This window comes from Pseudomonas idahonensis (genome assembly GCF_037903935.1).
GTDB lineage: Bacteria > Pseudomonadota > Gammaproteobacteria > Pseudomonadales > Pseudomonadaceae > Aquipseudomonas > Aquipseudomonas danubii.
Genome location: NZ_CP149586.1, coordinates 1,711,498 through 1,738,021, shown reverse-complemented (window position 1 = coordinate 1,738,021; position 26,524 = coordinate 1,711,498). Strand labels below are relative to the sequence as shown.

Below are 26,524 nucleotides of genomic sequence, written 5' to 3'. Positions count from 1 at the left end.
CCCCAGAACGGCCAACTCATACCAGTCCGATACCGTTGGCGTATGCTAGGGCGCGCAAAGCCCTGCTTGACCAACGCACCCAGAAATGTAAGGGATCAGGATGATGCAGCCCCCTCTTCAGGAACAGGAAAAAACTCAGCTGTGGCTCAACCAGTTCGATAAGCGGCCTGGTGATCGCGAGCTGGCCGAGGTTTTGCTGGACTCAATCAACTACTGCCCACTTAACGAATTCAAGAACAGCCTGGCCAAGCTCATAAAAAGCGAGCTGCCAATGAGGAGGTCTTCGGCTCTGTTCATTGAGCGTGAGCTGCAGAAGACAAAAGCCAAGCTTCCCCCGCCTTTCTACAAGCAGAAGAAAGCCCGCAACTCCAGATCAAAAAAGAAGCACCTACGGGCATATGGTGCAGCGAAGCAAGCCGTCCAATCACTGACCTACTCGACTCAAGATGTGGGTAGCGAAGGCTTGGTGGCATTCATGGCCAACACGCTGTGTCGCTCGAACCCAACGCGCTTTCTGCTTCAGCCTACAGCAGAAAAGGTTAGGGAATCAGAGGTTCGGAACTTCGTCATTTTGACCGACTTTATCGGGAGCGGTGATCGAGCTACAAGGATGCTCGATGCGATGTGGAATGTGGCCTCGATCAGAAGCTGGTACTCAGGAAAGTTTGTCACCTTTTGGGTGATGGCCTACAGCGGCACCGACCAAGGCATCAAACATGTGCGCAGTCACAAATTCGCCCCCAACGTCCGGGTGGTGACCGAATGCCCAACGCTCTTCAATAGCTTTGACGATGACCTGGACGAAATGGTCGAGCTGTGTGAAACGTATGGCGCACATAGCAGCGCCCCTTTGGGCTGGAAAGACACTGCGGCATTGCTGACATTTGAGCACGGGGCGCCGAACAATATGCCGGCGATTTTTGTCTCTGAAAAAACCAGGGGCAGGAAAAAATGGGCGCCTCTCTTCCCCAAGCGCGTTACTGACAACCTCTGGCAGTCCACTCAGGTCAACATGGCCAGTGTGATAAGTAATGCTCTGCATCAGCTTGACCTGCCCGAGATATCAAGATCACCCACCTTCAAACGGGCGAGCGAGCAGAACAAAAACGCAACCATCATCTTGCTTGCTCACTCCCAAAGTAGGCGGAGAATATCGGAGCTTCGGCAAGTCCTTCCGCTTTCCCTTGATACGATCATCAGCGCGATTGAACGCGCAGTAACCCGGGGTTGGATTACCAAATCCGGAGCGTTAACGCTCGCGGGCCAAAAACGCATTCGTCTTTTGCGCCGGGAAGGACGGAAATTTTTTGTAGCTCCTGATCCCTTTACTTCGTACTATCCGAGCCAGCTGAGGGCTCCGCAGTAGCGGAATCTAGAATCCCGCACGTTGTGCGGGCGTAATGGGAGCAAATTATGCTTACCGTCGAACGATCTCACGCCTACTGGAGGGCGACAGCCTTCATGGTGTTCGCGCCGAAGTCTTGCGCCAGAAGGCTGCCATCCGCCAGGGCGGAATTTGAAGGTAGATGAATCGCTGGAGCTCTCAGCCCTATTTGAAAGCAGGCCAACAGGCAGGCGTACCCGAGGGGATTCTCAAAAATGCCGTAAAGACGGCAAAGCAGATGAAACACGGGTGCCCACCCATCCTCACACTGAATCACCTCTCCCATCTAACAGGCATCCCGTACCCCTTCTTACATCGCACCATCAGCCGGAAGTACAAGACTGAAGCGTACAACGTCTTCAAGCTCAAGAAGCAGAATGTTGGCCACCATGTGGATCGCTTCAGGTGGATATGCGCCCCGTGTGAAGATCTATTGAGAGTGCAACGGTGGATAAATACCCACATTCTGTCCAAGATCGAGCCCCACGAGGCCAGCTACGCTTATGACACTCGCCATGGGGTGCTGGAGGCCGCCAAGCTTCATTGCGGTGCAGAGTGGCTGATCAAGCTTGACCTGACAAACTTCTTCGAATCGATCCTAGAGCCACGCGTTTTTGACCTGTTCAGGTCACTAGGGTATCAACCTTTGGTGGCATTCGAGCTTGCCAGGCTTTGCACTCGCGTACGAGCAAGCGGTAACCCGGATCAAAGGTTCTACAAAAAGACACTTCCCCCAGGGCTCCCCTACTCCGGCGATGCCCGTATTGGCCATTTACCCCAGGGCGCTGCCACGTCGCCACGAATCGCCAACTTGGTCATGCAGTCCTTAGATGAGAGCCTGCAGGAATATGCGTCTGAAAATGATCTGGTCTACTCCCGGTACGCCGATGACCTTGTGTTCTCTTCCAAGAATGCATTCGATCGTTCAAAGGCGATCCGCCACATCAAGACGATCAACGAGTGCTTGATTGAAGACGGATTCTGGCTCAACGAGGCCAAGACAAAAATCATCCCACCAGGGGCTCGTAAAATCGTCCTGGGACTGCTTGTCGACGGTGACACGCCACGGCTCCCGAAATCTTACAAGAAGTATGTCAGCGACCACCTTTACTACCTGACCCACCCCACGATCGATGCCATGGCCCATGCGCAGAGTCGTGGTTTTCAGTCACTCCAGGGGCTGCTCAACCATGTCAGTGGAAAAATCGCCTATGGCTTCAGCATTGAGCCGGATTGGGGCAAACAGCACGGTGACCGTCTCAAAGGTATCTGCAGGGCGCTTGAGTTCGACCACGTGATTTTCCCATAGGCACTCTTTGAGTAGCAGCAGACGAGACCACCTACGTTGCTTCAGCGCTGATTTGCAGAATGCGCTGCCACCTGCAAGACCTCGAAAGACCAAAAAGCAGCTGAAAAGATTTCACTCCGCTTCGGCATGAAACTGTCATATAGCGACAATGGCGCCATGCTACGATTCTGCCACTATCGCATCAGGCAGGGACGCATCATGCTTAACAATATCCGATTCGATCTATCCGACTACCTCATTCATTTTTTCCGAGATGTGGATCAGAGCAGCTCTGAAGTCATTCTCTTCCCGGAGCATGTCCGGTTCAACAACATTGCAGAAGCCACTGTGCTGGATTCGCTGTTCCTGATGCGCTGCGCGCTCCGGCACAACAAGATCTTTGCAACCTGGTCATTTCGAAACGAGAGGCCGACCATCTACGGTAGGTCGCCAGCAGTCTGCTTCACAGACATGCCCCTCGCGGCGTTCGTCCAGTCCAGCAACGAGCGCTTGTCCCGAGGCGAGAATGTAGGCCGTTACGCCTTCATGATTCCAAAGGGCACGATGTTCAGCGTAGGCGCCAGGCCAGTGATCTATGGCTTAAGCCAACCGGCCTGGGAGCGCAGAGACGCCGATCCTTACAGAGTCCTTGAAAACGACGTGCTGCCCATCGGTGAGCAATATCGTTATGTCGCGTACAGCATCGGTGATGAAAGAACTATTGACTGGACGCATGAACGAGAGTGGCGGTGGCGCTACCAAGGTGAAGAGTCGCATTTCGAGCCAGATGGGGAGGACTTAGTCGAGACCCTGGCAGAGATGCCTGGGTTAAGTCTTGGAGGCTCGGGTATCCATGGAATGGGGGTATTGGTTCAGGATCAGGAAGATGTACCAAAAATTGTCTATGACATCCTGACCTTGGTGGACGCTGGAATCATTGATCAATCGATGATTCGCTTTGTGATACCCCTATACAAGGTGGAACAGCATGGGAACATTCAAGATCCGAGCCGAGTCTCCGACCTGATCAACAAGCACACTATCGACCTCTCCGGCTATTTCTCTATTACTAAGGAGCGGGTCGAAGAAATCAATAACGAAGTAGATAGCATCATTAGGATCATTACCACCTCGGGGGGTCATGAGCCAAGTGATCGAGATGACGGCTACGGGAAGTCCTGGGTCTGGATTCCGGATAACGGTTCGGAGCTAGTCAGAGCTCTGCTCGCCGCAGACCGCCTAATCGTCAGCACCGAAGGCCGCTACCTTCTTGATATCGCTCCCTTTGAGTCACTCCCTGTAGGCTTCGAGGAGCACTACTGCAAGAGGGTTGCCATGGGCTTGGCAACTGAATTCGAGGTCAATGCCACTTACTTCACCGTTCGGAACAGCCAAAGCTGCGACGGCGTCCCCTACTACACAGATTTTCACGACACGGATCATCCTTTCTACAACAGCACCAAAGGGTGTTATTAGCAGGGTATTCGGCGTCAGCAGCGAGCCGAAATAAGAACGTACTGATGGCGTTGCCGGAAGAGATGCCAAGCGAGCTGAAGGGCAGGTTGTGAGTTCTGAGCTCATCAGCATTTGTGTGCCCTTCGGGTCGGGTCTTGGCCCTCCGGGCTTCGATCCTCACGCCTGCGCGCTCCGCTTGCCGAGCAAGGCCACTCATGAAGACCTCCCTCGGGGAGGAGAACCGCACACGGGCAGGACGAACAGGTTGGCCAGGTGAGGACATGGTGTAGGGACGTTGTGAGTGGCGCAACGTGACGTGTACCCCTCACAGGTACACGCCACAACAAGCGCACTCTTTCCCTATGGACAAATCAGCATGGAGGAAACGGTGAAGGAATCACACCGACGGCTCAAGAGGCCCTGGCCTTTTCTGTGAGTGCTGCTCATGCCTGATGACCCTGGCAAAAGACGCGCGGTGAACGTTTGCTGACTTGAAACTGCAACCGATGACAATGGAGTTATCCATCACCACGCTCTGTAGGTTCGCTTCGCGGAAGCTGCTTCCGGTGAGGTCAGATGCCATCATCATCGCGCTTTCCAGCCAACAATGATCGAACACGGCCTTGTGGGCATGGATCTGCAGCAAGTCTGCCTCAGGCATGATGCTATGCGTGAAGTCTGAAAAACTGAGGTCGGAGCGCTGAAAGCAAGTCTTGGTAAGGATGCAGCTTTTGAAAGAGGCGTGGCTCAACTCCATGAAGCACAGGTCAAGCCCTGACAGGTCGTATCCGTCGAAATTGATCCCGCGCAGATCAGCGACGTAAGCGTCAGTGATCATCGGAATGTTGCTCCCAGCGATCGACGAAGCAGCGAAGTGATTAATCGGAATCAACCAGCTTTCCCCTTGCTGTCGAAGGTCATCCAGCATGTCTTCGATAACCGCCTGGCCCTGGGGAGTGAGCCAACGCGCCTGGAGTGCCGTCACCTGAAGCGGAGTCAATTTTTGCCCTTCTGAATGTTGTCCTGCCATCTCACCACTCTCAAATGCCCATACCGAGTTTCGACCTGCCCTGCACGCTTGATAAGCCGAGCGGGGACGGTGCCAGGAACTGCACACTCACACTCGCCGACGTGGGGGCTATTACCAAATAGGCCACCGGGCAAAGGAACACGTCCTTCGAGTTCCGTATCCACATCCCAGCAAGCGATGTCGTCAAACTGGTAAACCCAACCGTCCTCGCCGGCCCATTCCGCTGCACCTTGGCGCATGTGGCGCGATACCGTCGGAACGCTAGTGGTGCCCCGGAAGGCGCTAACCGGATTCCCTCGCACATGCTCAAGCAGCCTGCGATCGTCTCCCTTGGCAGTCAGGCCCTGACTGAAAACAACATCAGGAGTGAGCGACGTGCCATGATATGGCTGCCCCAGGTGGCTACGTTGAATCTCTGTTCCATCGGGTAGAATTGCCTTCATCTACAGCATGGCTCCTGTCATTGAGCTGTTGCAAGCCCTTGCAGACGACTCCAGTTACCCTCCCATTTCTCCCATGCTGAACAGTCATTCTTGGCTAGCATCTACATGCAAAGGGGTGGTGTGAGTCGCCACGCAGATGACTCAAAGGAGGGAGTGTAACGGCAGTCGAGAGTCGTCCAAAGTAACGACTGATTCATGGTATCTAGAGTGCTTGAGGTTGATCATGTCATCGTTACTTAGTCAGCGTTTCCATCCATCTCTCCGTTGGTATCTGCGCCATGATCGACCTGGGTTGAAACCCTGGCCCGTGCTGTGCTGTCGAGATGGGTTGTCCGGTGGACAACCCGCAGTGGCATCGGATAATTTTCTAGATGGCCAACGAGAAGCTGGCCATCATTCTTCAATTCAAAGATTAGAGCTGAGCATGGTACCTGTTCGTAAGCCCCAGCATTTAGGCGCCCTAAGGGATATTCTGAGCCCTTACCGATACCTACTGTGCATTGATCTTGAGGCTACGTGTGATGAGGACGCCAAGCCCGGAGAGCCACCACGTCAGTTGATCGTGCAACGCGAGGACATGGAAACCATTGAGATCGGCTTGGCGGTGATCGATCTGTCCTCGCTGAAAGTAGTCGACCAATTTCAGAGCTTTGTCCGGCCTACCCTGCATCCGGTGCTCACTGACTTTTGTCGAGCGTTAACGACAATCAAGCAGAGCGACGTGGACGCAGCACCTGATTACGTCCAAGTGGCCCAGATGCTTGATGCATTTCTCGTGGACTACCCCAACTCAATGTGGTGTTCATGGGGCGATTACGACTTCAAGCAGCTTCAGCAAGATGCCTCACGCTTAAATTCCAGACCAATGCTCGACGGGATGCGCCACACCAATTTGAAGAAATGGCATTGGAAGGTTTACGACTGCCGCGCGCTCGGCCTGCAGCCTGCGGTGGAAATGCTAGGGATGGAATGGAAAGGCACGTACCACCGAGGCATAGATGACGCCCGCAACGTTGCTCAGGTGGCGATCCACATGCTTGGTTGATGCGATCGGGCGTAGGAAATATGCTCAGCGGGCCCTTTGTGATCGGCGAGGGCCCGCGCGCAATAGATCAGAACACCAGGTACGCTCAGCGATAACTCAACCGGATTGACTTGAGAGCCTAAGCAACAACCTTATCGCCCGCCTCAACGCCAGCTGCTACGCGATCCAGCAAATGCCGTGCAACATCGGCGAACGCGGCGAAGCAGGTTTCGTAGTCAGGTCTCTCGTGCGCGTACAGCAAGGGCATAAGTCGCTGCTCGAAATTAGCCTTCAAGCCCTCATGGGTGGCGGCAACCTCAAGGGTTTGTCGTAAGACCCCGAACGGATCCGCTCCAAACTCAGGGTGCTGCCTGCCGAACTCTTCGACATCCTTGGCCACCGACGAGGCAAAAACACCTGCAGCAGGCTCTATGGCCTCGGGGTAGCCTGTCGCGATACGCCATACATCGTACACATGGCGAACTAGCGCGGTGTCGAAATCCCCACGCTGGCACCCCGCCCAGCTACTGGCACAGCGCCGCAGCAGCGAGAGCACCTTCTCTGCAAGGGTCTCTGCTACGGTGATGCACTCCATGTTGAATAGGAAGGGTTCGTTAACCCCACCCAGCTTCTCTAGCATGTAGCCCAGGTTTTGCGTTTCTGACGGGATCATAGGAGGCCGACAGACGAGTTCGATTTTCAGCTGCGGGCGCAACGTCCCCGCCGCATCCTGAAAGTGGGCTTGGTACGATACCATCAGACAGTAGTAACGATAGACGTCCCTGCGAGTTGGATTACCCTCGCCTTCAACCCAATGGAAACCAAGATCAGACAAGACCTTCTCGACCTCAGCGTGCAGAGCTTTCAGCCGGCTGCGATCCCCAACGTCTTTTCCAAAAGCGTAGCCCTCAGGTGGTGCGAGCAGCTCCACCTTGATGTCGATATCTTCCGACATCCGCTCGATAAGACCGTAGGCCTTCGAAAGGCAGGTGCCGCCCGCGAAAACCAGACGCGTTGCCACATTGACCGTTGAAGGCTGGGGATCGCCCTTTTTCCGGTTCAATTGAGAGGCGACGTGGGTGACTCGAATTTGCGAAAGGGCGTGAAGGGCATCAGTGATGTGCTGATCTTTCTCTGCGACAGCGGCAGGCATGCTTTTCAAAATGCCAGCCGTTGACGCATCCTCAATATTAACCCGCAGCTGCTCTGACAGAGTTTTCATAGACGACAGCGTTGCTTCCTACAATCACTTTACGAGAAATACGTCGACTCCCAGTGTTGACCACCGTCCCCATTGGGATCTGAGTCGACTTACCGCTGTTGTACTCGGCAACAAGGGTGCTGGGGGCAATCGAAATTTTCAGCTTGCTGAACAGCTCAGCAGCAATCATTTCCAACGTGCCTGCGGGCGTTGGTTTGCCCGTGTACTGGTTAATGCGCGCTTTCGCGAAAGCGCCTTTGCTTACGCGAACAAGCACACCGTTCTCGACAAACCGAGCTAAAACGCGGCCCACTTGCGAATCGCTGCCCATTTTCGAAAAATCCGAACGCAACACGACAATGCTCGTACGTAGCTTGATTGAACGGCTCATGCGGTCTTCGAGTTTCATATATCAGCTCCTAAGACAAGCTATTTACCTTAAGGTCACTATAGGCCTTAATCGCAGCTTAGGCCAGTAATCAAAGGCGTTGAAACTGACAAAACCTGCGCATCCATGCGTGAGATTCTAACCTAAAAAAGGTGGTGGTGGAGACGTTTTTGGCCCACGATCCATTCCCTAGCACAGCGCTAGACGATGGTCGCCCTCGGCACTTTTAGGATGATCACCTTGGACGAGTGAGCTTCTCGCTTAAGCAACGTAGCGCGTGAGCCATCGGCCACGATGAAAATTTCGGGCCCGCCCAAAAACTGGGGCCAAGGTTCACATGACGCGGAGAGCATCACATGGGCTTGTACGGTGGCTACATCGAGAGGTTAGCCAAGAAGGTGGAGGCGCGCCTCCAGGACATCGAGGCGATCTACAATTTCGACCTTGGCGACGAATTCGAGCTCGCCCTTTGCGCCCTTCTGGAGGATGTGCTTCCTGCCAAATACGGTGTCTGCCGGGGCTTCGTCGTTGCTGAGGATGGCAGGACGGCTGGTGACGACGTCATCATCTACGACAAGATGGCCAGTCCAACGTTGCGCTCCAGCCTGAGCCGCCAGTTCCCAGTAAAGGAGCAGATTCCGGTTGACGCGGTGTGCGCCTACATCGAGTGCAAGCACGCCATTTCGAACTCAGACGTGCTGGAGAAAGCTATCGGTCAGGCCGAAGCCGTAAAGAAGCTCCTGCTCACCCGTCGTGCCCGCGTGAACCCTGAGTACGAAGAAGCTGGGCCGGTATACAAAGGCAAGGTCAGAGACTGGCCGCGCACGCACCCACCCCTGAAAAACCAACCGTTCTGCGCAATCTTTGCACGAAAATTTGCACCTGAGGTTGGACTCCCAAGCACCTTCAATGAGCACTCGCCTGACCTAATGGTGCTCGGCAACAACCACATCGCAACTCAGACCGTAAACCTCGGCCCAGACGGCCTAAAATCGTCGCTTTTCTTTGACAGCAAATACTGGGCGGGCCTTTGCGTTGAGTCAGCGCCGGGCAATGCCTATGGACTGGGCTTGGTGACATTGCTTGAAGCGCCAAGCTGGACTGAGCTGCTGCCTATTGACTGGGCAGCAACGCTGAACGCTACCTTCTACGACAATCTGAGCAAGAAACTCTGAGCTAGAAGGCCAGAGAATCAGCCGAGCCTTACCGGTGCCGCCACGCACTGGCAGTACCGAACCACGATACAGCGCGATGTGGGAGAATGCGAAGCTGGCTCATCAGCATTTTTAACGTCCCTCAATCAACGAGACGCGCATGACCCTATCCGATGCCATCCTCGTTCTGATGCTCGCTGGCCGAATCCATGGCTCGGATGAAGCAGTCCGCCGCGCGGGCAAGAACATCGTTAAGAAGTTGCCCCGCAGCAAAAGAGACATCATCTACGAACTGATCAGTAAGCCCCGCCCCAGGGAATTGATCCACCACATCGCGCTGAACAATGACGATTAGTCCGCCCCCTGCCGCTTGAACCGAAGCCCCTGACAGCTCGGGGCACTTTGACTCACCCCAGACTCGTAACGCGACATCGTGCCCCTCCCGGGCGTAGCTTCTCACGTCCGTATACTCCGCTTGAGGCAAGGGTGGCTCGCGCTCAATCGACTCACTAAAGAGCAGAGCATACCCATGGCAATGAGTATCAATAAGGCACGATACCAAACGCATCGGCTATGCATCCCCCCACGCATCCAAGTTGATCAGCGGTGGCGCTTACTAAACTGGCTCACTAGCGCAGAGACAGCGATGGATGAATGGCCTCCGCAAACGCTCGGACTGAATTGCTACTGGGAAACCAGGTGCCAGTCTCCTGCTCGGGTCAGCCGTTGCCCCAGGCCGCAATTCGCCTCTCCGCCATACTTTCCGAGACGCTCGGTCTCTGATGCCTTCAGCTCACCGTTGATCACCATGAACGTCATCGGGCCGCAATGAGTACGCAGCTTGATGCTAACAGCCCCATATCCATGCCCCGCAACTTCATACGGCGCATCCAGCGCCGCAACCTCAGCGCCTTGCTGAATGACCAAACGGGCCTCCCCTCTCGTACCATGCACCAGACTGGAACTGCTGAGCTCTAGCCATGCGCCGTCCCCCAATGCCTGTGCGGCAGCGCCTGTATCGATTCCTGGGCACAGGATGCAAATGACTCCAGCCATTGCGACCACATGCCTGACCGACTTCTTCAAAACTGACACATCTGGCTCCTTCTCACTTTCTCAAAATGCCCATAACAGTTGAGCAATGACCCAAGCTATCAGGTCTGTCAGGAAGAAACCTCCGAAGTCAGCGCAACCACTCACAGGGCTCTTCTTGGCGTGCCTGCAGGACGGAAATTGGGAGCAGGAGTCAGTTCGGGCAGATGTTGATGGCAGGCAAACTGGTAGGGAAAATCCGAAGCTCTGCGTCAACAGCAGCTCGCTTGCTCAAATTACTGGCTTCAAGCGCATTTATCGAACGACAACCCCATACTCCGCCAGCTCACGCACCAGAGTCTCCCGGCGCAGCAGACCGGGTATTTTGAAAGCGCTTCTGTACGCATAAAACAATCCAACCGGGATGAATACCAACCCAACGCCGAAGGTCGCTGTCGCGATGATCAGCCCCGCTGGGATGGCCGCCACGGCAAAAATAATTCCTTTGATGACACTGGACTTCGCGACCGCACGCATGTGTTCCAGGTCATACTCAACCTTTCCGTTACTTTTTTCGAATGCAACGAGAACAATCGACTTCTTGCCAAGATGCTTGTAGTACCAAGTGCGCCTAGCATCTGTAGCGATCGCACCATGCCTTCTCAAATAGTTGAGCATCACGACTTCTTGAAAGTAAAAAGTCGCCCCTCCTTCATCCTCACACCGAACATTTCGATAGAGGGCATCTAGATCACCACTCGCTTGAAGCTCAAAGTTCTTAACTGTGAGTGCAATCTTTTTAAGTTCAGACATGAATTATCCTTAAATGCACTTATTCACCACGGAGGCTTGCGCGTAAATCTCATCGGTAGCGGCATACGTCGCCGCCCTCAATCAGATAGGCGGCTTAGATATCTGGAAACTGCACCGGAGGTAGAATCCTGCGATCCGGCCTTTTTGACACCTGGCGCTGATTAGCAGTGCCCTGCGGAGCGCCGCTACATATTCAGCTCGCTAGTGATTACGTAATAATCCTCACCACTGACACTACGCATCAATTTGAAACCCGACTTGGCCTCGACATATTCAAGAGGCGGTGTCGCGATGGTCATGCCATCCTGGTTCGCCCCTGATCGATCGCCGTAGACCAAAGCGGCATATCGCCTCCCGGCCCGAGCAGCTTCGGCTAAGAACGCGTCGATAGGGACATTCCAATCGATGCGCTGCGCCCGGATTACCTGCAAGGGGAAATCCCGCACAACGGAATCGGAATCGACAGCGAACAAAGGTTGCTTGCTCAAGTGGTTAACCATCAAATCTGGATCTCGAAATAGGGATCAAAGCCCGTGTTTTCATTTGGATAGCCCCTGGGGTTCGAGATCACCCGGCAGCCAGCTAACTCAACGTCGACGGCGTAGTGCGTATGGCCAAACACCCACACATCAGCCTGAGGAATGAGCTCACTCCAGTCGTTTGCATAGGAGGCCGTGAGATGGCCATCATGCTCGTTCCCGATCACCATCGGAGATGGTGAGTGATGAGTCATTACGAGCGTTTTGCCTTCAAATTTTTTTGCCAGCTCCTCACGGAGCCAAACCTTGGCCGCGTGGCTCTTGGCAATGACGTCGTCAGGCCTCAAGCGCCGGTAGTTCGAATCAGTGCGAATGTATTTGAAATCGCCCATCCACTCGCGGGCCATTTTAGTTGCCGCGACCTGGTCACCTGTGCAGGTGAAATCTGTCCAGCCCGTCGTGCCCAAAATCCTGAGATTCCCAAGCGTCAGGGTTTCATTCTCTAAAATGTGGACGTGACCAGAGGCGGCGTCCCTCATTTTCTGCAGCGTTCGATCAACATGGCCGTCGTAAAATTCGTGGTTACCACCGACGTAGGCAACTGGGCATTCGAACGCCGCATTGGCCCAACTGACACCTCGCCCCTTCTTGTCAATGTCGCCCCCCCCAATAGGACGAGGTCGACACCAGTGCAATCCGGGGCCTCCCAACCGTCAAACTCTCGGTGCAGGTCAGAATAAATCCGCACTCTCAAACCCTGATCTCCATTGAACCGGCAACCTCTCGGAAAGGATGGTTGCGACGCGATTTAGGGGTTAATTGATCGTCAGGAGCCCCCTGAGGAACATGACGAAGGGCGCTTGGCATGTGCAGGCTCGGCCCCACGCTGGCTCATCATCGCCGGCCAGCCCAGAACAACACATGGCGCAAAAGCGCCTTCGGACAGTTTTATACACTATATGACGTGTAACTGTACACGCCGACGTGGCTACATCCTCAGTTTTTGAGGACAACGACTTGACGTCGATTAGGCCCGCGCTTGCAGCAGTCATACGCTCAGTTCGTGGTAGCTTGGGTTTGACTCAAGAGGGTATGGCGCAGGCAACCTCCCGCACCTATCTGACCAAAATTGAAAGTGCCCAGAGCTCTCCTACCCTGGATAAATTCATTGAGCTTGCGGCTGCGCTCGAACTGAGCCCAGTGGCGTTGATGGCCCTTGTGCTGGGTACGCGTGACGAGCAGCCGAGCGCTGATCTGCTGGCCCAGGCTAGAGAGGAATTGGAGGCGCTTCAGGTGCGGGTGACCCCGGATGACATCGCTGCACAGATGGTGGGCACCGAAGTCGTTAAACGGCCTCCCGCACGTCCAGCGGATCTGATAAAGCTGCAGAAGGTTCAGGCGTGCAAGGAGTCTGGGCTGAGCCAGGCAGCAACAGCCCGACAGCTGGGAATCAGCAGATCAACTGTCAGCTTTCTATGGAAGCGAGAACTGCCGGTTGCTCCCTAAACCGGCTGCCCCATCAACCCCTGCTTTCCCCAAGACGCTTAACCTTGATCACACGTTCCGCAAACTGAACGAGATCGATGAGAGATCCAGCTCCCGTTCTGTCCAAAAAGTGCCCGGAAATCCCAACAGCACTAGGGCCTTTTTGATCACATTGCAGGGAATCGCCGACCATCACGACCTTCTCACCGGGGGTAGTCAAATCCGACCCCAAGCGTGCCCCTAATTGACGGCAGATCTCGCGGTAGATTCCCTCATGAGGCTTCATAAGCCCGACCTCATAACTCAAGGCAAACCCATCCATGTCGTTCAGCAGATGCCTGAGCACAGGGCCGTAGGGCGCAGCCAGATTTGAACAGACCCCCATCACCATCCCCTCTGCCTTTAGTAACTGCTGCGCCTCAACGGCATCGGCATACACCGAGATTGACTCCAGCTCATCAAGGAGGTCATCCTGCAACGCCATCATTTGCTGCGAGCTCAATCTGATCCCGAAAACTTCAGCAGCCCTCTCCAGGGACAGGCTCGACGTCATCAGGCAATGGAGGTCTGAAACGCTTGGCTTGCGACCTTGCTGAGCACCAATGCGCAGAAGCTTCCGGAATGGATGATGCTTGCGCCTGATGTGAACCACAGTCCCGAAAGCATCAAACACTGCAGCAACGATTGGCATAAGACTGGCTTCCAGGTGTGCCGGCTAGAGTGCCGGCGGAGTACGAACGGCTGGATCGTAGTAAGCAGTAAAATGGCCGCAGGTACACAACACTGAATCACCGTCGAGCAGCGGGTATGCCCTCCAATGGATGCTGTCCGATTTCACGTCGTCGTGAACATACCCATAGCGGTAATCCGAGAAGCTGAGGGGCCTCGAACACTTTCGGTTACCACAGACCACAGTGGCGGGCCGTTGCTCATGATGGGAAGGCATGATGGTTCGCTCTCAATGGTGAGTATTTTGGGGAGGTAGTCCGTAAGCGTCCGGCCAACTCACCTTGCGTAAATCCAGCCCTACGGCAGACACCGCCAGGGTTAATGATCTTTGTCGAAACGGGCTTACCTGAACCCGCAATGATGCTTCACACCCAAGCATTTTAGCGCAGCTCTTAGCCCGTTCTGGAATAGGCGATGCTAGGTAATCCCGTGTACCCTGCTCGATAGTCGGAGAGCGTCACGTAGCTCATTCAGGAAACGGTGAAGTATGGAAAAGATTGGGGTAGACGAGATCGATCTCGATGAGCGCAGGCCATCAATCGAGCCCGTCCAAGGAGCAGCTCGACATGATTTGCCGCTGTGTCCAAATCGATTGATCACTGCAGTTGAAGCTGTGCGCGGCACTGGCTTTGCCCTAGAGTTGCTGCGCGAGCATCTGCATCTTCGTGCGTCAGCGAGGCTCGTCTACTCTGCCTACGCGGAATGCTATTTTCTGCAGTTGGACGACATCGATCGCTTTCAGAACAAAAGAGTTGGAATGCTCGATGCAGTGTCGACGATGCCTTTTCGCTCTAGCGAAGTTTTTCGGCAAGAGATTTCGACTTGGACAACATCGGATATCTCTCGAGTTGTAGAGGCGGAGGAAGTGAAGGCGCTGATTGAGCTTGGGCTTGTTTCCCCAGCAGCTTGAGTGTCCAAAAATGAGCTTGCAAAGTGTCTAGGGAATTCGGGACGATTCAAACCAAGGCTTTGAAACTCTCAATGAACATTTGGATGAGCACAGTGGCCACCTTGAGAGATTGATGCGCTGGGTCATCTGATTCACGCCGCTTCTTTCAGAATGCTGTTTTCAGGCTATTGTCCTTTGTACCCCACGCTAGGCAATGAAACATATTTTGCGGGCGTGGTGCCGAGCGCAAGCTTGAACATCCTGATGAAGCTCGTTACGGCCTCATACCCTAGGTCTCCTGCTACTTGCTGGACGCTCTTCTCCTCAGCCAACAACTTCAGCGCGACCATCAGATGAAGCTGTCGACGCCATTTACCGAACGACATCCCGGTTTCCTTGAACAGCTGTCGTGAAAATGTGCGTTCGCTCATCCCGCCAAAACTTGCCCATTGCTCTAGCGTTCTTCTGTTGTCAGGAGCCTGGATTAATGCTTCAGCTATCCGTTTCAACCTCGAATCAGCGGGTATTGGGAAATACGTGCTCACCCTTGGCATAGCGCTCAACTCTTCAAGCAGTAATTGAGTGATGAGATCTTTACTGAGAGTAGTGCGGTCGCTGCGACCTTCGCATAGTTCAATAATCATTTCGCGCAACATGGCACTGATACTGAACGTACAGCACTCGTCTGGAAGAGTAGATGCTGAGGGTTTGATGAAAAGGAAATAGCCATGGGCATTAGCAGAGGCGCGACTCTGATGCGGGACGCCGGCAGGAATCCAGAGAGCGCAATGTGGTGGCACTATCCAATGGTTATCGGCCACCTCGCACGCGACAACCCCCTGCATTGACAACACCAGTTGCCCTAGCTCATGAACATGAGCCTTTGATCCCGAGAGTCCCTCACTAAAGGCCGTAAAGCTGATCGCAGTTACGATTTTTCCTGACGCGCCGGAAGGTAGAAGTAGATGCTTTGCCATTTTGACGTTTTTTGCAGATAAATTGACCAGATATACAAATCCTAACACGGCTTATCCCAATAAAATCCTCCACAAGCGTGAGATGGCTATCCACCCATCCTGGCCGGAAATTACTGGAGGAAATTATGAGTAGTAATTCGATTAAAGCCCGCATGATCAGCCCTAGTGAGGGGCATCACGTTTTGCACCCTACAGGCGCCCGCATGAACATCAAGGTGTTTGCTACCGAAACGGGAGGAGTCTATTCGCTTATGGAGACCGTACTCCCACCTGGAGGTGTAGTGCCGCGACATATACACGAGGGTGAGGATGAAAATAACTATATCCTCGAAGGACAGCTAGCCATGCAGATTGGCGAGGATTTTCACTTAGCCGGGCCGGGCAGCTATGTCGTTGCTCCGCGCGGCGTACAGCAGTATTTTAAGAACGACGGTGACAGCGATTGTCGATTTCTCACCACCTTTACCCCTGGAGGAGCAGAAGGTTTTTTCAGGGAAGCCGGTGAATTGATACGTCGTCTCGCTCCAGAAAAGCCTAGTTCGGAAGAACTGCTCCAGCTCCAGCAAAGATATGGTCTGAGCTATCTATAAAGGCGAAAAAAGATCGAGATACCTTTGGGGTGTACCATCAGATGTTGTTCGCTCGATAGACAATGGTGAGTCATTTTGAAAAAGAGTGAGCTACCGGTAAAACGTACGTGACCTGCGGCCTTCCATTCACATGGAGGAAAAAGTGGGCACGCTGCTGGGAGGAAGTGCGCTACTGCTCGGAGCGCTGCCGACGCAGCAAAGGCTGAATCAAAAAAGGGCCGTTAGAGGCCCCTTAATGTTCAATCCAAGTCACTTGGTCAACCAGGATTCAACGGTCGCGGCGCCGTGCTTTATTTTCCATTCCTTCAGCGTTTTGTGGTTACCACCCTTGGTTTCAACGACTTCGCCAGTGTGAGGATTTTTATAAACCTTCAGCTGGCGAGGCTTACGACTACGGACTTTCGACTCGACGGCTGAAGCAAGACGGCCTGCTTGTGGATCTAACACATTGATCACGTCTTTCAGGCTGTAGCCATATTTTGCGAGCAAATCGCGAAGCTTCGTTTCGAATTCGATTTCTTTCTTCAGGCCAGCATCGCCCTTCAAGGCTTCGAGCGCTTGGAGCTGTTCGGCGAGGTGTTTTTCGAGTTGACGGAATTCGGCAAGTTTAGACATTAAAACTCTCACTTTGATTTGATAGGTATGGCATACACTTGAACCCTTCAATCTCTAACATACTAGGCAATTTTCTGACCAGTAGGAATTAAATTTTCGGGCTGCTTCACCATAATGAAAAGTAAAATAAGTAGCACCTGGTGCGTTACCTAAAAAATGTAGCTTTTACCACCTTGGTTGATACGGGTGAGGTTAGACTGCGTGCTCAAAGCAAAAGTCAACCGAGGAGACACGAACAATGAGACCTAGATTTGTGCTTGTTCCAGCGGTTCAAGTCGAACGGAGATCCCATGGTTCAGGATTTCATGTTCAATCGCAGGCCCACCTAGGTCGTTTTGACATTTACGACAATCAAGAGAAAGTAAGGCTAGCGTATGGGTTTCAAGACAAGACTGTTGCAGAGACCGCGTGTGCAAAAATCAACTTGGAGGCGGATAACCCGAATTTGCCGCTGGGTGAAAAATCCATCAAAAACTAATCGAGTGGCACCAACGCCATTTGTGCAGGGGAGTCAGGAGCGTACCTACAGTTGGCATTCACGTTACCACTTCTTGGCTGGAAATTTATTAACTATAAACCCGAAAGTCCCTGCTGTATGAACAAGGCCCTTGAACACTATGCTTAAAGGCAATCGCGAGCATCTTTCGATTAAAGCATAGGCTGGAGATGTCTACGGTACCGGAGGCAGTCCAGAGACAACACGCCCCCGCCCACTCTCCTTAGCTTCATAGAGTCGCTTATCCGCTTCGTTTATTAGCCCTTTCAATTCAAGATCTCCCATCGGCGTAACTGTTGCCACGCCTAGTGAAATAGTTACAACACAGTCTACATCCGAGGCGACATGTTCGATGCGTAGGGCACGCACGTGTGCCAACATCCTCTCTGCTATCTCAAATGCACCCAAATGATCGGTCTTTGGCAAAACACAGGCAAACTCTTCACCACCATATCGAGCGACCAGATCATAAGGACGCTTAACGCACTCAGACAAAGCCTGGGCAATTGATATAAGGCAACTATCGCCGGCTTGATGGCCGTAATGATCGTTATAGCGTTTAAAAAAATCTACATCCACTAATATAAGCGATAGCGGTTTTTGCTCTCGAAAGCACTGCCGCCAATCTGCTGAAATATCTTGATCAAATTTACGACGATTCGCGACGCCCGTTAGTCCATCCATGAGCGCCATTGACCTCAACAAATCGTTCTGTAGCTTCAACGTGAGATGCGTTCTGACACGCGCTTTAACAATCGTTGGATTAACTGGTTTGCTAATGAAATCCACAGCACCAAGCTCAAAACCCTGAATTTCGTCAGCCTCTTGTTGATTACCAGTGATAAAAATTATAGGAATATTCTGTGTTTCAGGATTAGCTTTTAGACGTCTACAGACTTCATGGCCGTCTATGCCATCCATAACTACATCTAGCAAAATCAAATCTGGAGCTTGGTCTTGACATATCTCAATTGCTTGCTGGCCACTAGTTGCCATAAAAACATCACAATTCTCACGGAATAACTCATGAAGTATCCGTATATTAGTCGCCTGATCGTCAACCAAAAGTAGCTTTGGTCGGACGAATGAATGAGGCAGCCAGGTATCCATTAATCCACCCATTTAAAAAGACTCCAACAAATCTTGCCCCATTGGTATTGCAGCACGAAAGTCTAGAGATTCTACTTTTAGGCAGAAATCATTGAATCTTTCACGTAGTAAATCTGGAGTTTTTGGAGCTACGTCGGCTGCTAAGTCCAGAGCATCAAGATTCCCGGCTTTCAATAAGATCAAAATCTCTTTTAGGCAATCTTTCCACTGCGTCAATTCCATTTTTTCAACGTTGCTAGTAACACTTGAAGGATAGGTAAAGCCAAAGTCCAGATTCATTTTCTGGATACTTTTGGTCAGTAGCACTTCAAGTTCTGAAACCCATGTCATATCCGAAAGCAAGTTTGCCTTGGATATCTCGTCTCCATGTTTTATTTTTTGCTCTAGACTGCCTGCATACTCAGATAGTGATGTCGCCCCCATACTACCGCTACTTCCTTTGATGGTATGAAGCACAAGCGCCGCATTTAAAGTGTCATGGCGTAGAATATCATGCCGCAATCGCACAAGCTGCTTTTCCAATTCAGGGCCAAAACTACTCAGTACCTTTTTGATCAAGTCAAGATTACCTCCAAAACGATTGATAATCGTATTTTTATTTTCAACAATATCCCGACCTTCGCCTATCTTATTAGGGCTCTGAAGTATTGGCTCGAATCTACCGCTTACTTGAGACAGCAATGTAGCGACGAGATGTTCTAAATCGATAGGTTTACCCACATGCTCATTCATACCTGCTGCAATACATTCTTCTCGATCACTAATTGAGGCATTCGCGGTCATTGCTAAAATCGGAAGTTCTAGAAACTCGTCATGAGATCGAATACGACGTGTTGCTTCCAGACCATCAATATCAGGCATCTGAATATCCATTAACACTACGTCGAACGAAACTCGCTCTTCCACAACCTTTTTAACTCCCTCCAATCCACCCTCTGCAAGCGTCACGTGAGCCCCCTCACTTGTGAGTAATTCATCGGCGACCTGTCGATTGAACTCATTATCCTCGACGACCAAGAGCCTCAGTCCACTGAGACGTTTGGGCCTATCAATATTGGGGGTTTTATAAGCGGTGGGAAAACTACTTCCCCCACTGAAGGCTTGATTCACAGCATCTGCCAATTGCTTAGGAGTAATGGGCTTAGTTAAAAAACCAACAAAAGGAGCATTCCCATCTTTATTTGCATCGGCTAATACTTCACGGCCATATGCAGTGATCATAATTATCATGGGCGGAGGCAGACTATTAGACGACTGCTGGATCATTTGTGCGGCACTCAACCCATCCACAACGGGCATACGCCAGTCCATCAATACCACGTTGTAAGGTTCGCCTGATGCTTGGGCACATAAAACACTTTCCACCGCTTGAGCGCCACCACTCACTTCATCTGCTTTCCAGCCCAGCGCACGTACGGTTCTGACTAACAGCTCACTAGCCATTGCATTATCGTCGACCACTAGCACGCGTATATGCTCATCGACTCCAGGACAAAAAGATCTTAGGAGAGACTTATCGGCAATATCTAATGTGATATCAAACCAGAAGCGACTTCCGACACCCTCTTGGCTTTCGACTTGAAGATCACCTCCCATAAGGCTGACCAACCGCTTACATATCACAAGCCCCAAGCCTGTACCGCCAAAGCGCCGAGAAGTTGAAGCTTCTGCTTGTGTGAATCCCTCAAAAATCCTCAAAAGCTGCTGCGAATTAATACCGATACCAGTATCAGATACTGCAATGCGAACAGTTATATTTTCCTCCGTATCAAGGATCTGGTGAATGCTAACTACGACTTGGCCTTCCGAAGTGAATTTGAGTGCATTCCCTGCTAAATTAATAAGCACTTGCTGCAGTCGTAGACTATCGCCGATCAGATCATTTGGGAGATTAGAGTCTATATCGAATATGACCTCTACCTCTTTCTGCCCTTGGTTACCGGCCAACACTACCGCAAGATCACACATTAAAGTCTCAAGCTGGAACGGATGCAGATCGAGCTGGAGTTTGCCCACCTCAATCTTTGAGTAATCTAGAATGTCATTAAGCAAGCTAAGAAGCGATTTTGCTGCGGTTTGGGCCTTAGTGACATAATCAAGCTGGCGACCATTCAGCTCCGTATTCTGTACTAGCTGCAACATACCCAACACTGCGTTCATGGGTGTACGTATTTCATGACTCATGTTGGCTAGGAATGCTGACTTAGCTGCACTGGCTAGATCTGCTTGCTCTTTTGCATAAAGTAAACGCGACTCCAGTTCTCGCTGTGAAGTGATGTCCCTATTGATACCGGTAACACACAAAGCTGTACCTGAAGAATCGCGCTCAATCTGCGCGCCTGCCTGAATGAAGCGGATCTGGCCATCAGGGCGGACGACACGAAAAACTGTATCGTATGTACCAGCCCCATCGACAGCGGCGTTAAGCCTTGCAGAAGTGTCTACGACATCATCGGGATGAACACGCGAATACCAGTGGGAGTAATTCAAACCGCTATTACGCAATGACATAGGTTGACCATACAGCTCGAACATCCTGTCGTTCCACTGCAAAGCATTATCCGCTAATGTCCAAGACCAGATACCAAGCTCTGCTACGTCAGCGGCCAAAACCAATTGCTCATGCATCGCCATTAGTTCGCTTCGCTGCCTCTCGGTCGTTTCCAGGCTAGCAGCCAGCTCTCTTTCTGCAGCTTTACGCTCGGTGATATCTACTGCGATACCCAAGTAACCACTTAGTTTACCATCGTCATCACGCATCGACGTTACGACCAGAGTGACGGGAAAACTCGAACCGTCTTTGCGAATATATGTCCACTCCCGCGTTTCTGCTCCTTCATTGTTAGGTTTTTGAGTGAAAACGTAGAAACCATCGACGGTTTGAGAATACTCTTGGCTCAGTTCAACGCCGCGCGCATCGACTTCATCCGTGTCATGGAAAACTATAGGGGTGCATTTACCTATCAAATCGTCGGCTGTATAGCCAAGCATCTGCTCGGCACCATCATTGAATACGCGAATAACACCATCCATGTCTGTCGCAATAATTGAAACCTCAGTAGCAGAACGCAGCACGCTTCCGAGCAAAACATTGAGACTTCGTAATTCGTGAGTTCGCTGCGCCACCTGTTCTTCCAAGCTCGAGTTAAGCTCAAGAATACGTGCCTCTGCCTGTTTCTTCGCAGAAATATCCCTTACAGCTTTGGAGGCGCCAACGATGCGACCGTCCTCGCCATAAATAGGTGAGACACTTATAGAAACATCAACAAGGCGCCGATTTTTATCGAAACGTTTGGTATCGAAATTTTCGACTCGCTCACCGAGCCTTATACGAGCAAGTAGATCAATCTCCTCCGTCTTTAGCTCTGGCGGGACAATCATATTTGCCAATGATTGGCCTATGGCCTCTTCGGACGTATAAATAAATAGACGCTCTGCCGCCTTATTCCAAGTGGTTACAACACCGTCGAGCGTTTTTCCGATAATAGCCTCAGCCGAGCTTTCAAGAATCGTTGCTAGCCTCGCTTGCTCCGATATTACTTGCCTTCGACGCTCACGACTGACACTCATGACACCTATCAAAGTCGCCACAAGAAATGTAAGTAAAAAACCCAATAACAAAACAAAAGCCGGTGAAACTTGATTTAACCGATCTAGGTACAAAGAGTTTACAGCTAACTCGATTTTCCATTGCCTGCCGAACACCTCGCGCTCAACTTGATGGGACATAAGCGATGCGTCGCTAGCAGAGCTCGTGCTTTCATAAAAAAGTTGTTCTTGGCCTGGTACAGTTACATCTCGCAACCTTAGATGTACAGCACTATTTTCTATGCCAAGACTGTTAAGTACCTGTTCGGTCTGGAGGACAGCATAGCTCCATCCGAAAGCTGCTTTCTCTCTTTCGGCCTGAGTCACAGGAGTAATACCATCGCGATAAATCGGCATCATTAACAAGAAAGATTGCTGCGGCTTTCCAATGGCCTGCACAAGCGTAATGGGCCCGGTGAGTCGCGCCATGCCGCTTTGCATCGATGATTCAGCAGCCTCCCTCCTTGCTGTTTCAGACGCTATATCTAAGCCAATTGCCGCACGATTTTCTTCAACCGGTTCAACATACTGTATTATGTAGCGCTCACCGGTATGAGCTGCGAGCTGTCGTATTGAAAAATCAGCAGCTCCATCGGCCCGTGCAGATTTTAGAAATTCAATTTCATCATGCTGTGGCACACGCCTAATAAAGCCCATAGCTCTCGCCCCGGGAAACTCAGAAGTAAGGTTACGGGTATTTTGATACTTTTTAAAAAGCTCACGACTGATGCCATGCTCGCCCGCAGTAATTACGGCGCCACGAGTTCCTCTCAAACCGTATTGGTAAAGTTTAAGTCGCTCTAAAACCAGACCTGCCACCTGTTCGGTCGTTGCTACAACCGAATCTTCAGCCTGTCGCTCATTGACGCGATAGACGATCAAGCTTAAAACAAAGCTCGCACCTATACCGAGAGCCAAGGTGAGAACGGCTCCCCAGCTCAATGTAGATTTTTTTGTTTTAATCAATCGCGAGCCCTCGGTGTTAAAGGTATTAATAGGCCAAACCACAATATGAAAAATACTCAGTTTAACTTACGTATTTACTTGCATCTTCACCATCAAAAACTATACTGCCAGCTAAATAATTTAACAACTTATCGTATGGTATAGGATGACAGTATAGATAGCCTTGCATAATCTGGCAGCCTTTTTGAAAAAGCGCTTCCGCCTGAGCTTGGGACTCTACTCCTTCAGCAACCAATTCGAGATTTAGTGCTAGGCCGAGTTGAATGATCGCTTCAATAATTGCAGAATCGCTTTTATCTGTAAGCATGCACCTAACAAAGCCTTGATCAATCTTTAAAATATCAATTGGAAAGCGTTTTAGATAAGCAAGGCTTGAGTAGCCAGTACCGAAGTCATCAATAGAGATACGTACCCCTAACGCTCTGACTTTAAGAAGTATCTTTCTGACCCCATCAGCATCCTGCGCTAGTACACCTTCAGTTATTTCCAATTCCAAATACTTTCCTTCGAGTCCGGACTCAAGCAAAGTTCTTTCGACCATCGAAAAAAATGATTCTTCCAGAAATTGCACCAAAGAAATATTCACACTTACCGAAATGTCATAGCCCTGTGTACGCAGCCTCTCCGCATCTTTGCACGCCTGTAACAAGACATACTTCCCTATTGGAATTATCAGCCCTGTCTCCTCAGCCAAAGGAATGAACTCATCCGGCGAAATAAGCGCTCCATCATTATTACGCCATCGTATTAGCGCTTCCAATCCGACTATTCGCTTTTTCTGTATATTTATTTTTGGTTGGTAAAAAATCTCAAAAACTCGCTTCTCCAAAGCATCTCGAATATGACGTTCAAGTAAGTGCTTAGCGCGGATATCGTTCTGACTGCGCGAGGAGTAATAACAATACCTATTACGACCTGCCAATTTTGCCTGATATTTTGCTGAGTCAGCGTGCTGATAAAGGGATTCAGCATCCGTGCTGTCATCAGGAAAAATACTGATTCCTATGCTTACAGATAAATCGTGGCGTAGGCCTTTAATTGAAAGAGGATTCGAGATATTTTCGATCAATTTTCCTGCGTACAAATCAACTTCTTCAACAGCTAATACTTCCGACAGCAAAAGTACAAACTCGTCGCCTCCCACCCTGCTAAGGGTATCCTGCATAGGCATAGCTTGACTTAAGCGTGATGCAACAACTTGCAAAACCAAGTCACCCGCAGAGTACCCAAACGCGTCGTTTATAAACTTAAAATTATCAAGATTAATTATGAGCAATGCAACTCGCAAACATTTACTATTCGCACTTTCCAAAGCCTGATCAATACGCAGCATCAACAACCTTCTGTTGCCTAGTCCTGTCAATGCGTCGTAACTGGATATTCTTTTAGCTTCATTACGCAATCCTATGTGCGCTTTAATACGCGCCCTGGCAATCGGAATATTTATCGGCTTCTCAATAAAGTCTACACCGCCGCACTCTAACGCAAGTAGCTCTTCATCTTTTTGTGTGTGAGCGCTTACAAAGATAACGGCTATACCAGAAAAATCTGGGTCGGCCTTTAAAACTTTGCAGACATCGAAACCATTCATCCCTGGCATTTCTATGTCAAGCAACACTAAATCCGGCTTGCACTGCCTTGCAATTTCTAGAGCATCTTCTCCTCTTTGAGCGATATATATCTCAGCTAAACCTCCTACTGCTGCACTTAGCGTGCGCAGATCAGAAACCTGATCATCTACAATCAAAACAACTGATTTTGACATGGGCGTTAAACTCTGCATTCCGTCGCTCCGTATAAGCCCTGAATTACCTACATTAAACCAGCCAATCTTTTAAGTCTTTGAATGCTCTCCTCGGGTTCGCCATTGCCGACAGCCTCAGCTAGGCGCATGACCACCTGTTCGCGACGTACTTGCATGGCTGGCAAGGCATAGATAGCACCAATCAACTCGCGTAAACCCTTTGGAAGTCCCAGTCGAGTTTTCAAATGATTTGCAAACGGTGAAGAGAAATCACGGATCGCGTGTGACAGCGTTTCTTCACTTGTAGTGTTCCCCATGCTCTCCCACTTTTGTATTTGGTAAATCACACAGAGCTCTCCCATACGGTGCAAGAGAGCCGCAGTGCACAAAGGGGCTGGATCCAGGCCGCATTGCTCAGCAATCAGCAAGACTCTTTGCGCTAATCTCTCGGCAACATCAAGATGGGCTTGTAATAGGGATGTAAGCATTCCTTTAGGCTGAACCTCCTTCTGCTTTAAGGCTTGGCTAGACGCCAAATTCAAGCTTGTAAGGGAGCCTAAGCGAGCTAACGCTGAGTTCAGAGTGGTGCTTATCTGACCTTGTCCAAGATAAGCAGGGCTATTGGCCGCTGCTATCAAATAGGCAGTTATGGCCGGGTCATTCTGCCAACTTTCAACGAGTTCGCTTAGATGCGGTAGGCACTCACCGCGACCTAATTTAAGCGCCTCTTTTACGGACGTTAACAAAGGTAAATCCAACTCAACTGGCGACAAGCGATTGAGATAGTGAATCAGATCTTCCGCAATGATAAGGGGCTCTCGTACCTTCTCATCTGGCGGGAGAAGCGACTCTAAGCATTGCACAAGTCGAGGAATTTGAAATGGCTTGGTAAAAAATGCGCTGATACCTAGCGGCTTTGCCACCAGTACGCTGTCCCTGTCTGCGCGTGCGGTGATAATTATCAGGGGCGTGTGTTGATCTTTTTTACGAATAATCCTGAGCATTTCCACGCCGGGAGCATCAGGAAGGTTCCAGTCAGCCATAACTAAATGATAGTCATTCTGGTGCCAAGCAGCTAAAGCGCTAGAAACATCAGAAAAGCACTCGACCTGCGCAACGGAGCGAACACTTAGAACCACCTGTTTTAAAAGGTCAGTCATCCAAGGGTCATCATCCAAAATCATCACACGCATACGGTGTCCCTCACCGGACAGACAGACTGCTTAAAGACTAAGGGCAGATTATCAGTTACCGACTTAAATTGTAGTCACCGATGCAGAGCTCAGTATTTTTAGAGAGAAACACCTGAAAACTATCAATCCAAAAACCCTAATAATAAAAATCTATTTAGAGTACGACTCACTTATTTGCAATTAATTATCATTAAGAAATATCAAGCAGTTTTTTTCGCTATTTTCGTTCGCATCTATTAGGTCTTTTCCCCAGAATTAAACATTTGTAACCCAGCTATGGTTCACAGTTATCTAATGATACCGAATGCCAATTCAGGCGAGATTGCTCTCCAGATAGGGGTATCTGATTGCCAAACTCGACGCCATCAGAAACAAGATCGAATAGAACTATAGACACTCCCCGTAGCAGCGTCGGGCACCAGGTCACCTAGTTTGGACAAATCGCTGTAAG

At 50.8% G+C, this 26,524-nt stretch carries 22 protein-coding genes and 2 pseudogenes; 10 read left to right on the top strand and 14 right to left on the bottom strand.

The window, feature by feature from the left end; all coding sequences use genetic code 11:
* Window positions 1-100: 100 nt before the first annotated feature.
* From WIN67_RS07930 to WIN67_RS07920, 3 genes are all read left to right on the top strand, one after another.
* Window positions 101-1,366 carry a phosphoribosyltransferase-like protein gene (locus WIN67_RS07930; RefSeq protein WP_339070894.1) on the top strand — a complete coding sequence of 422 codons (1,266 nt, stop codon included), beginning with the start codon at window positions 101-103 and terminating at the stop codon, window positions 1,364-1,366.
* Window positions 1,367-1,526: 160 nt separating this feature from the next.
* The gene (locus tag WIN67_RS07925; protein ID WP_339070893.1) at window positions 1,527-2,693 is read left to right on the top strand and encodes a reverse transcriptase family protein; all 1,167 of its coding nucleotides are present in this window, start codon (window positions 1,527-1,529) and stop codon (window positions 2,691-2,693) included.
* Between the two features lie 198 nt (window positions 2,694-2,891).
* Window positions 2,892-4,148, top strand: a complete 1,257-nt coding sequence (locus WIN67_RS07920) for a DUF4427 domain-containing protein (RefSeq protein WP_339070892.1) — start codon at window positions 2,892-2,894, stop codon at window positions 4,146-4,148.
* A gap of 376 nt (window positions 4,149-4,524) precedes the next feature.
* Here the strand turns inward: WIN67_RS07920 and WIN67_RS07915 are convergent, their stop codons facing one another.
* Window positions 4,525-5,157: a pentapeptide repeat-containing protein gene (locus tag WIN67_RS07915; RefSeq protein ID WP_339070891.1), complete on the bottom strand. Its 633-nt coding sequence runs from the start codon at window positions 5,155-5,157 to the stop codon at window positions 4,525-4,527.
* An 867-nt stretch (window positions 5,158-6,024) separates the two neighbouring features.
* Between WIN67_RS07915 and WIN67_RS07910 the strand changes: the two genes are divergently transcribed.
* Window positions 6,025-6,645, top strand: a complete 621-nt coding sequence (locus WIN67_RS07910; protein WP_339070890.1) for a 3'-5' exonuclease — start codon at window positions 6,025-6,027, stop codon at window positions 6,643-6,645.
* A 118-nt stretch (window positions 6,646-6,763) separates the two neighbouring features.
* On the opposite strand, the gene WIN67_RS07905 is transcribed toward WIN67_RS07910, so the two are convergent.
* Window positions 6,764-7,846 (bottom strand): nucleotidyl transferase AbiEii/AbiGii toxin family protein, encoded by a 1,083-nt coding sequence (locus WIN67_RS07905; protein WP_339070889.1) that lies wholly within the window; start codon window positions 7,844-7,846, stop codon window positions 6,764-6,766.
* On the bottom strand, window positions 7,815-8,234 hold the full coding sequence (locus WIN67_RS07900; protein ID WP_159285146.1) for a DUF6088 family protein: 420 nt from the start codon (window positions 8,232-8,234) through the stop codon (window positions 7,815-7,817). The genes WIN67_RS07905 and WIN67_RS07900 overlap by 32 nt, the downstream gene beginning before the upstream one ends.
* A 335-nt stretch (window positions 8,235-8,569) precedes the next feature.
* On the opposite strand from WIN67_RS07900, the gene WIN67_RS07895 reads away from it, so the two are divergent.
* Together WIN67_RS07895 and WIN67_RS07890 are read left to right on the top strand one after the other, a co-directional pair.
* Window positions 8,570-9,388 carry a DUF6602 domain-containing protein gene (locus tag WIN67_RS07895; protein WP_339070887.1) on the top strand — a complete coding sequence of 273 codons (819 nt, stop codon included), beginning with the start codon at window positions 8,570-8,572 and terminating at the stop codon, window positions 9,386-9,388.
* Window positions 9,389-9,527: 139 nt separating this feature from the next.
* Window positions 9,528-9,722 (top strand): hypothetical protein, encoded by a 195-nt coding sequence (locus WIN67_RS07890; RefSeq protein WP_339070886.1) that lies wholly within the window; start codon window positions 9,528-9,530, stop codon window positions 9,720-9,722.
* A gap of 329 nt (window positions 9,723-10,051) precedes the next feature.
* Here WIN67_RS07890 and WIN67_RS07885 read toward each other — a convergent pair whose 3' ends face one another.
* The 4 genes and pseudogenes from WIN67_RS07885 to WIN67_RS07870 all read right to left on the bottom strand — a co-directional run bounded on the left by WIN67_RS07885 (window position 10,052) and on the right by WIN67_RS07870 (window position 12,445).
* On the bottom strand, window positions 10,052-10,462 hold the full coding sequence (locus tag WIN67_RS07885; RefSeq protein WP_339070885.1) for a hypothetical protein: 411 nt from the start codon (window positions 10,460-10,462) through the stop codon (window positions 10,052-10,054).
* Window positions 10,463-10,714: 252 nt separating this feature from the next.
* Window positions 10,715-11,212 carry a hypothetical protein gene (locus WIN67_RS07880; protein WP_339070884.1) on the bottom strand — a complete coding sequence of 166 codons (498 nt, stop codon included), beginning with the start codon at window positions 11,210-11,212 and terminating at the stop codon, window positions 10,715-10,717.
* 185 nt (window positions 11,213-11,397) lie between these two features.
* Window positions 11,398-11,700 (bottom strand): hypothetical protein, encoded by a 303-nt coding sequence (locus WIN67_RS07875; RefSeq protein WP_422394665.1) that lies wholly within the window; start codon window positions 11,698-11,700, stop codon window positions 11,398-11,400.
* Window positions 11,701-11,711: 11 nt separating this feature from the next.
* Window positions 11,712-12,445: pseudogene (locus WIN67_RS07870) on the bottom strand (metallophosphoesterase).
* Window positions 12,446-12,717: 272 nt separating this feature from the next.
* Here WIN67_RS07870 and WIN67_RS07865 point away from each other — a divergent pair.
* On the top strand, window positions 12,718-13,197 hold the full coding sequence (locus WIN67_RS07865) for a helix-turn-helix domain-containing protein (protein ID WP_339071695.1): 480 nt from the start codon (window positions 12,718-12,720) through the stop codon (window positions 13,195-13,197).
* 13 nt (window positions 13,198-13,210) lie between these two features.
* Here WIN67_RS07865 and WIN67_RS07860 read toward each other — a convergent pair whose 3' ends face one another.
* Complete coding sequence (locus tag WIN67_RS07860; protein WP_339070882.1) at window positions 13,211-13,867, bottom strand: HAD-IA family hydrolase; 657 nt, start codon at window positions 13,865-13,867, stop codon at window positions 13,211-13,213.
* Window positions 13,868-14,392: 525 nt separating this feature from the next.
* On the opposite strand from WIN67_RS07860, the gene WIN67_RS07855 reads away from it, so the two are divergent.
* A complete protein-coding gene (locus WIN67_RS07855; protein ID WP_339070881.1) occupies window positions 14,393-14,815 on the top strand; it encodes a hypothetical protein in 423 nt (140 codons plus the stop codon).
* Window positions 14,816-14,979: 164 nt separating this feature from the next.
* Here the strand turns inward: WIN67_RS07855 and WIN67_RS07850 are convergent, their stop codons facing one another.
* The gene (locus WIN67_RS07850) at window positions 14,980-15,819 is read right to left on the bottom strand and encodes an AraC family transcriptional regulator (RefSeq protein WP_146232929.1); all 840 of its coding nucleotides are present in this window, start codon (window positions 15,817-15,819) and stop codon (window positions 14,980-14,982) included.
* A gap of 77 nt (window positions 15,820-15,896) precedes the next feature.
* On the opposite strand from WIN67_RS07850, the gene WIN67_RS07845 reads away from it, so the two are divergent.
* Both WIN67_RS07845 and WIN67_RS07840 read left to right on the top strand, forming a co-directional pair.
* Window positions 15,897-16,361, top strand: a complete 465-nt coding sequence (locus WIN67_RS07845) for a cupin domain-containing protein (RefSeq protein WP_110651960.1) — start codon at window positions 15,897-15,899, stop codon at window positions 16,359-16,361.
* Between the two features lie 75 nt (window positions 16,362-16,436).
* Window positions 16,437-16,567: pseudogene (locus tag WIN67_RS07840) on the top strand (DUF2256 domain-containing protein).
* Window positions 16,568-16,610: 43 nt separating this feature from the next.
* On the opposite strand, the gene WIN67_RS07835 reads toward WIN67_RS07840, so the two are convergent.
* The 5 genes from WIN67_RS07835 to WIN67_RS07815 all read right to left on the bottom strand — a co-directional run bounded on the left by WIN67_RS07835 (window position 16,611) and on the right by WIN67_RS07815 (window position 26,073).
* Window positions 16,611-16,976 (bottom strand): histone-like nucleoid-structuring protein, MvaT/MvaU family, encoded by a 366-nt coding sequence (locus WIN67_RS07835; RefSeq protein ID WP_110651959.1) that lies wholly within the window; start codon window positions 16,974-16,976, stop codon window positions 16,611-16,613.
* Window positions 16,977-17,646: 670 nt separating this feature from the next.
* Complete coding sequence (locus WIN67_RS07830; protein WP_110651957.1) at window positions 17,647-18,594, bottom strand: diguanylate cyclase; 948 nt, start codon at window positions 18,592-18,594, stop codon at window positions 17,647-17,649.
* On the bottom strand, window positions 18,595-23,133 hold the full coding sequence (locus WIN67_RS07825) for a PAS domain S-box protein (RefSeq protein ID WP_422394722.1): 4,539 nt from the start codon (window positions 23,131-23,133) through the stop codon (window positions 18,595-18,597).
* 64 nt (window positions 23,134-23,197) lie between these two features.
* Window positions 23,198-24,919, bottom strand: coding sequence for a putative bifunctional diguanylate cyclase/phosphodiesterase (locus WIN67_RS07820; RefSeq protein ID WP_339070879.1), 1,722 nt, complete (start codon window positions 24,917-24,919; stop codon window positions 23,198-23,200).
* A 29-nt stretch (window positions 24,920-24,948) separates the two neighbouring features.
* Window positions 24,949-26,073 carry a response regulator gene (locus WIN67_RS07815; RefSeq protein WP_339070878.1) on the bottom strand — a complete coding sequence of 375 codons (1,125 nt, stop codon included), beginning with the start codon at window positions 26,071-26,073 and terminating at the stop codon, window positions 24,949-24,951.
* Between the last annotated feature and the right edge of the window lie 451 nt (window positions 26,074-26,524).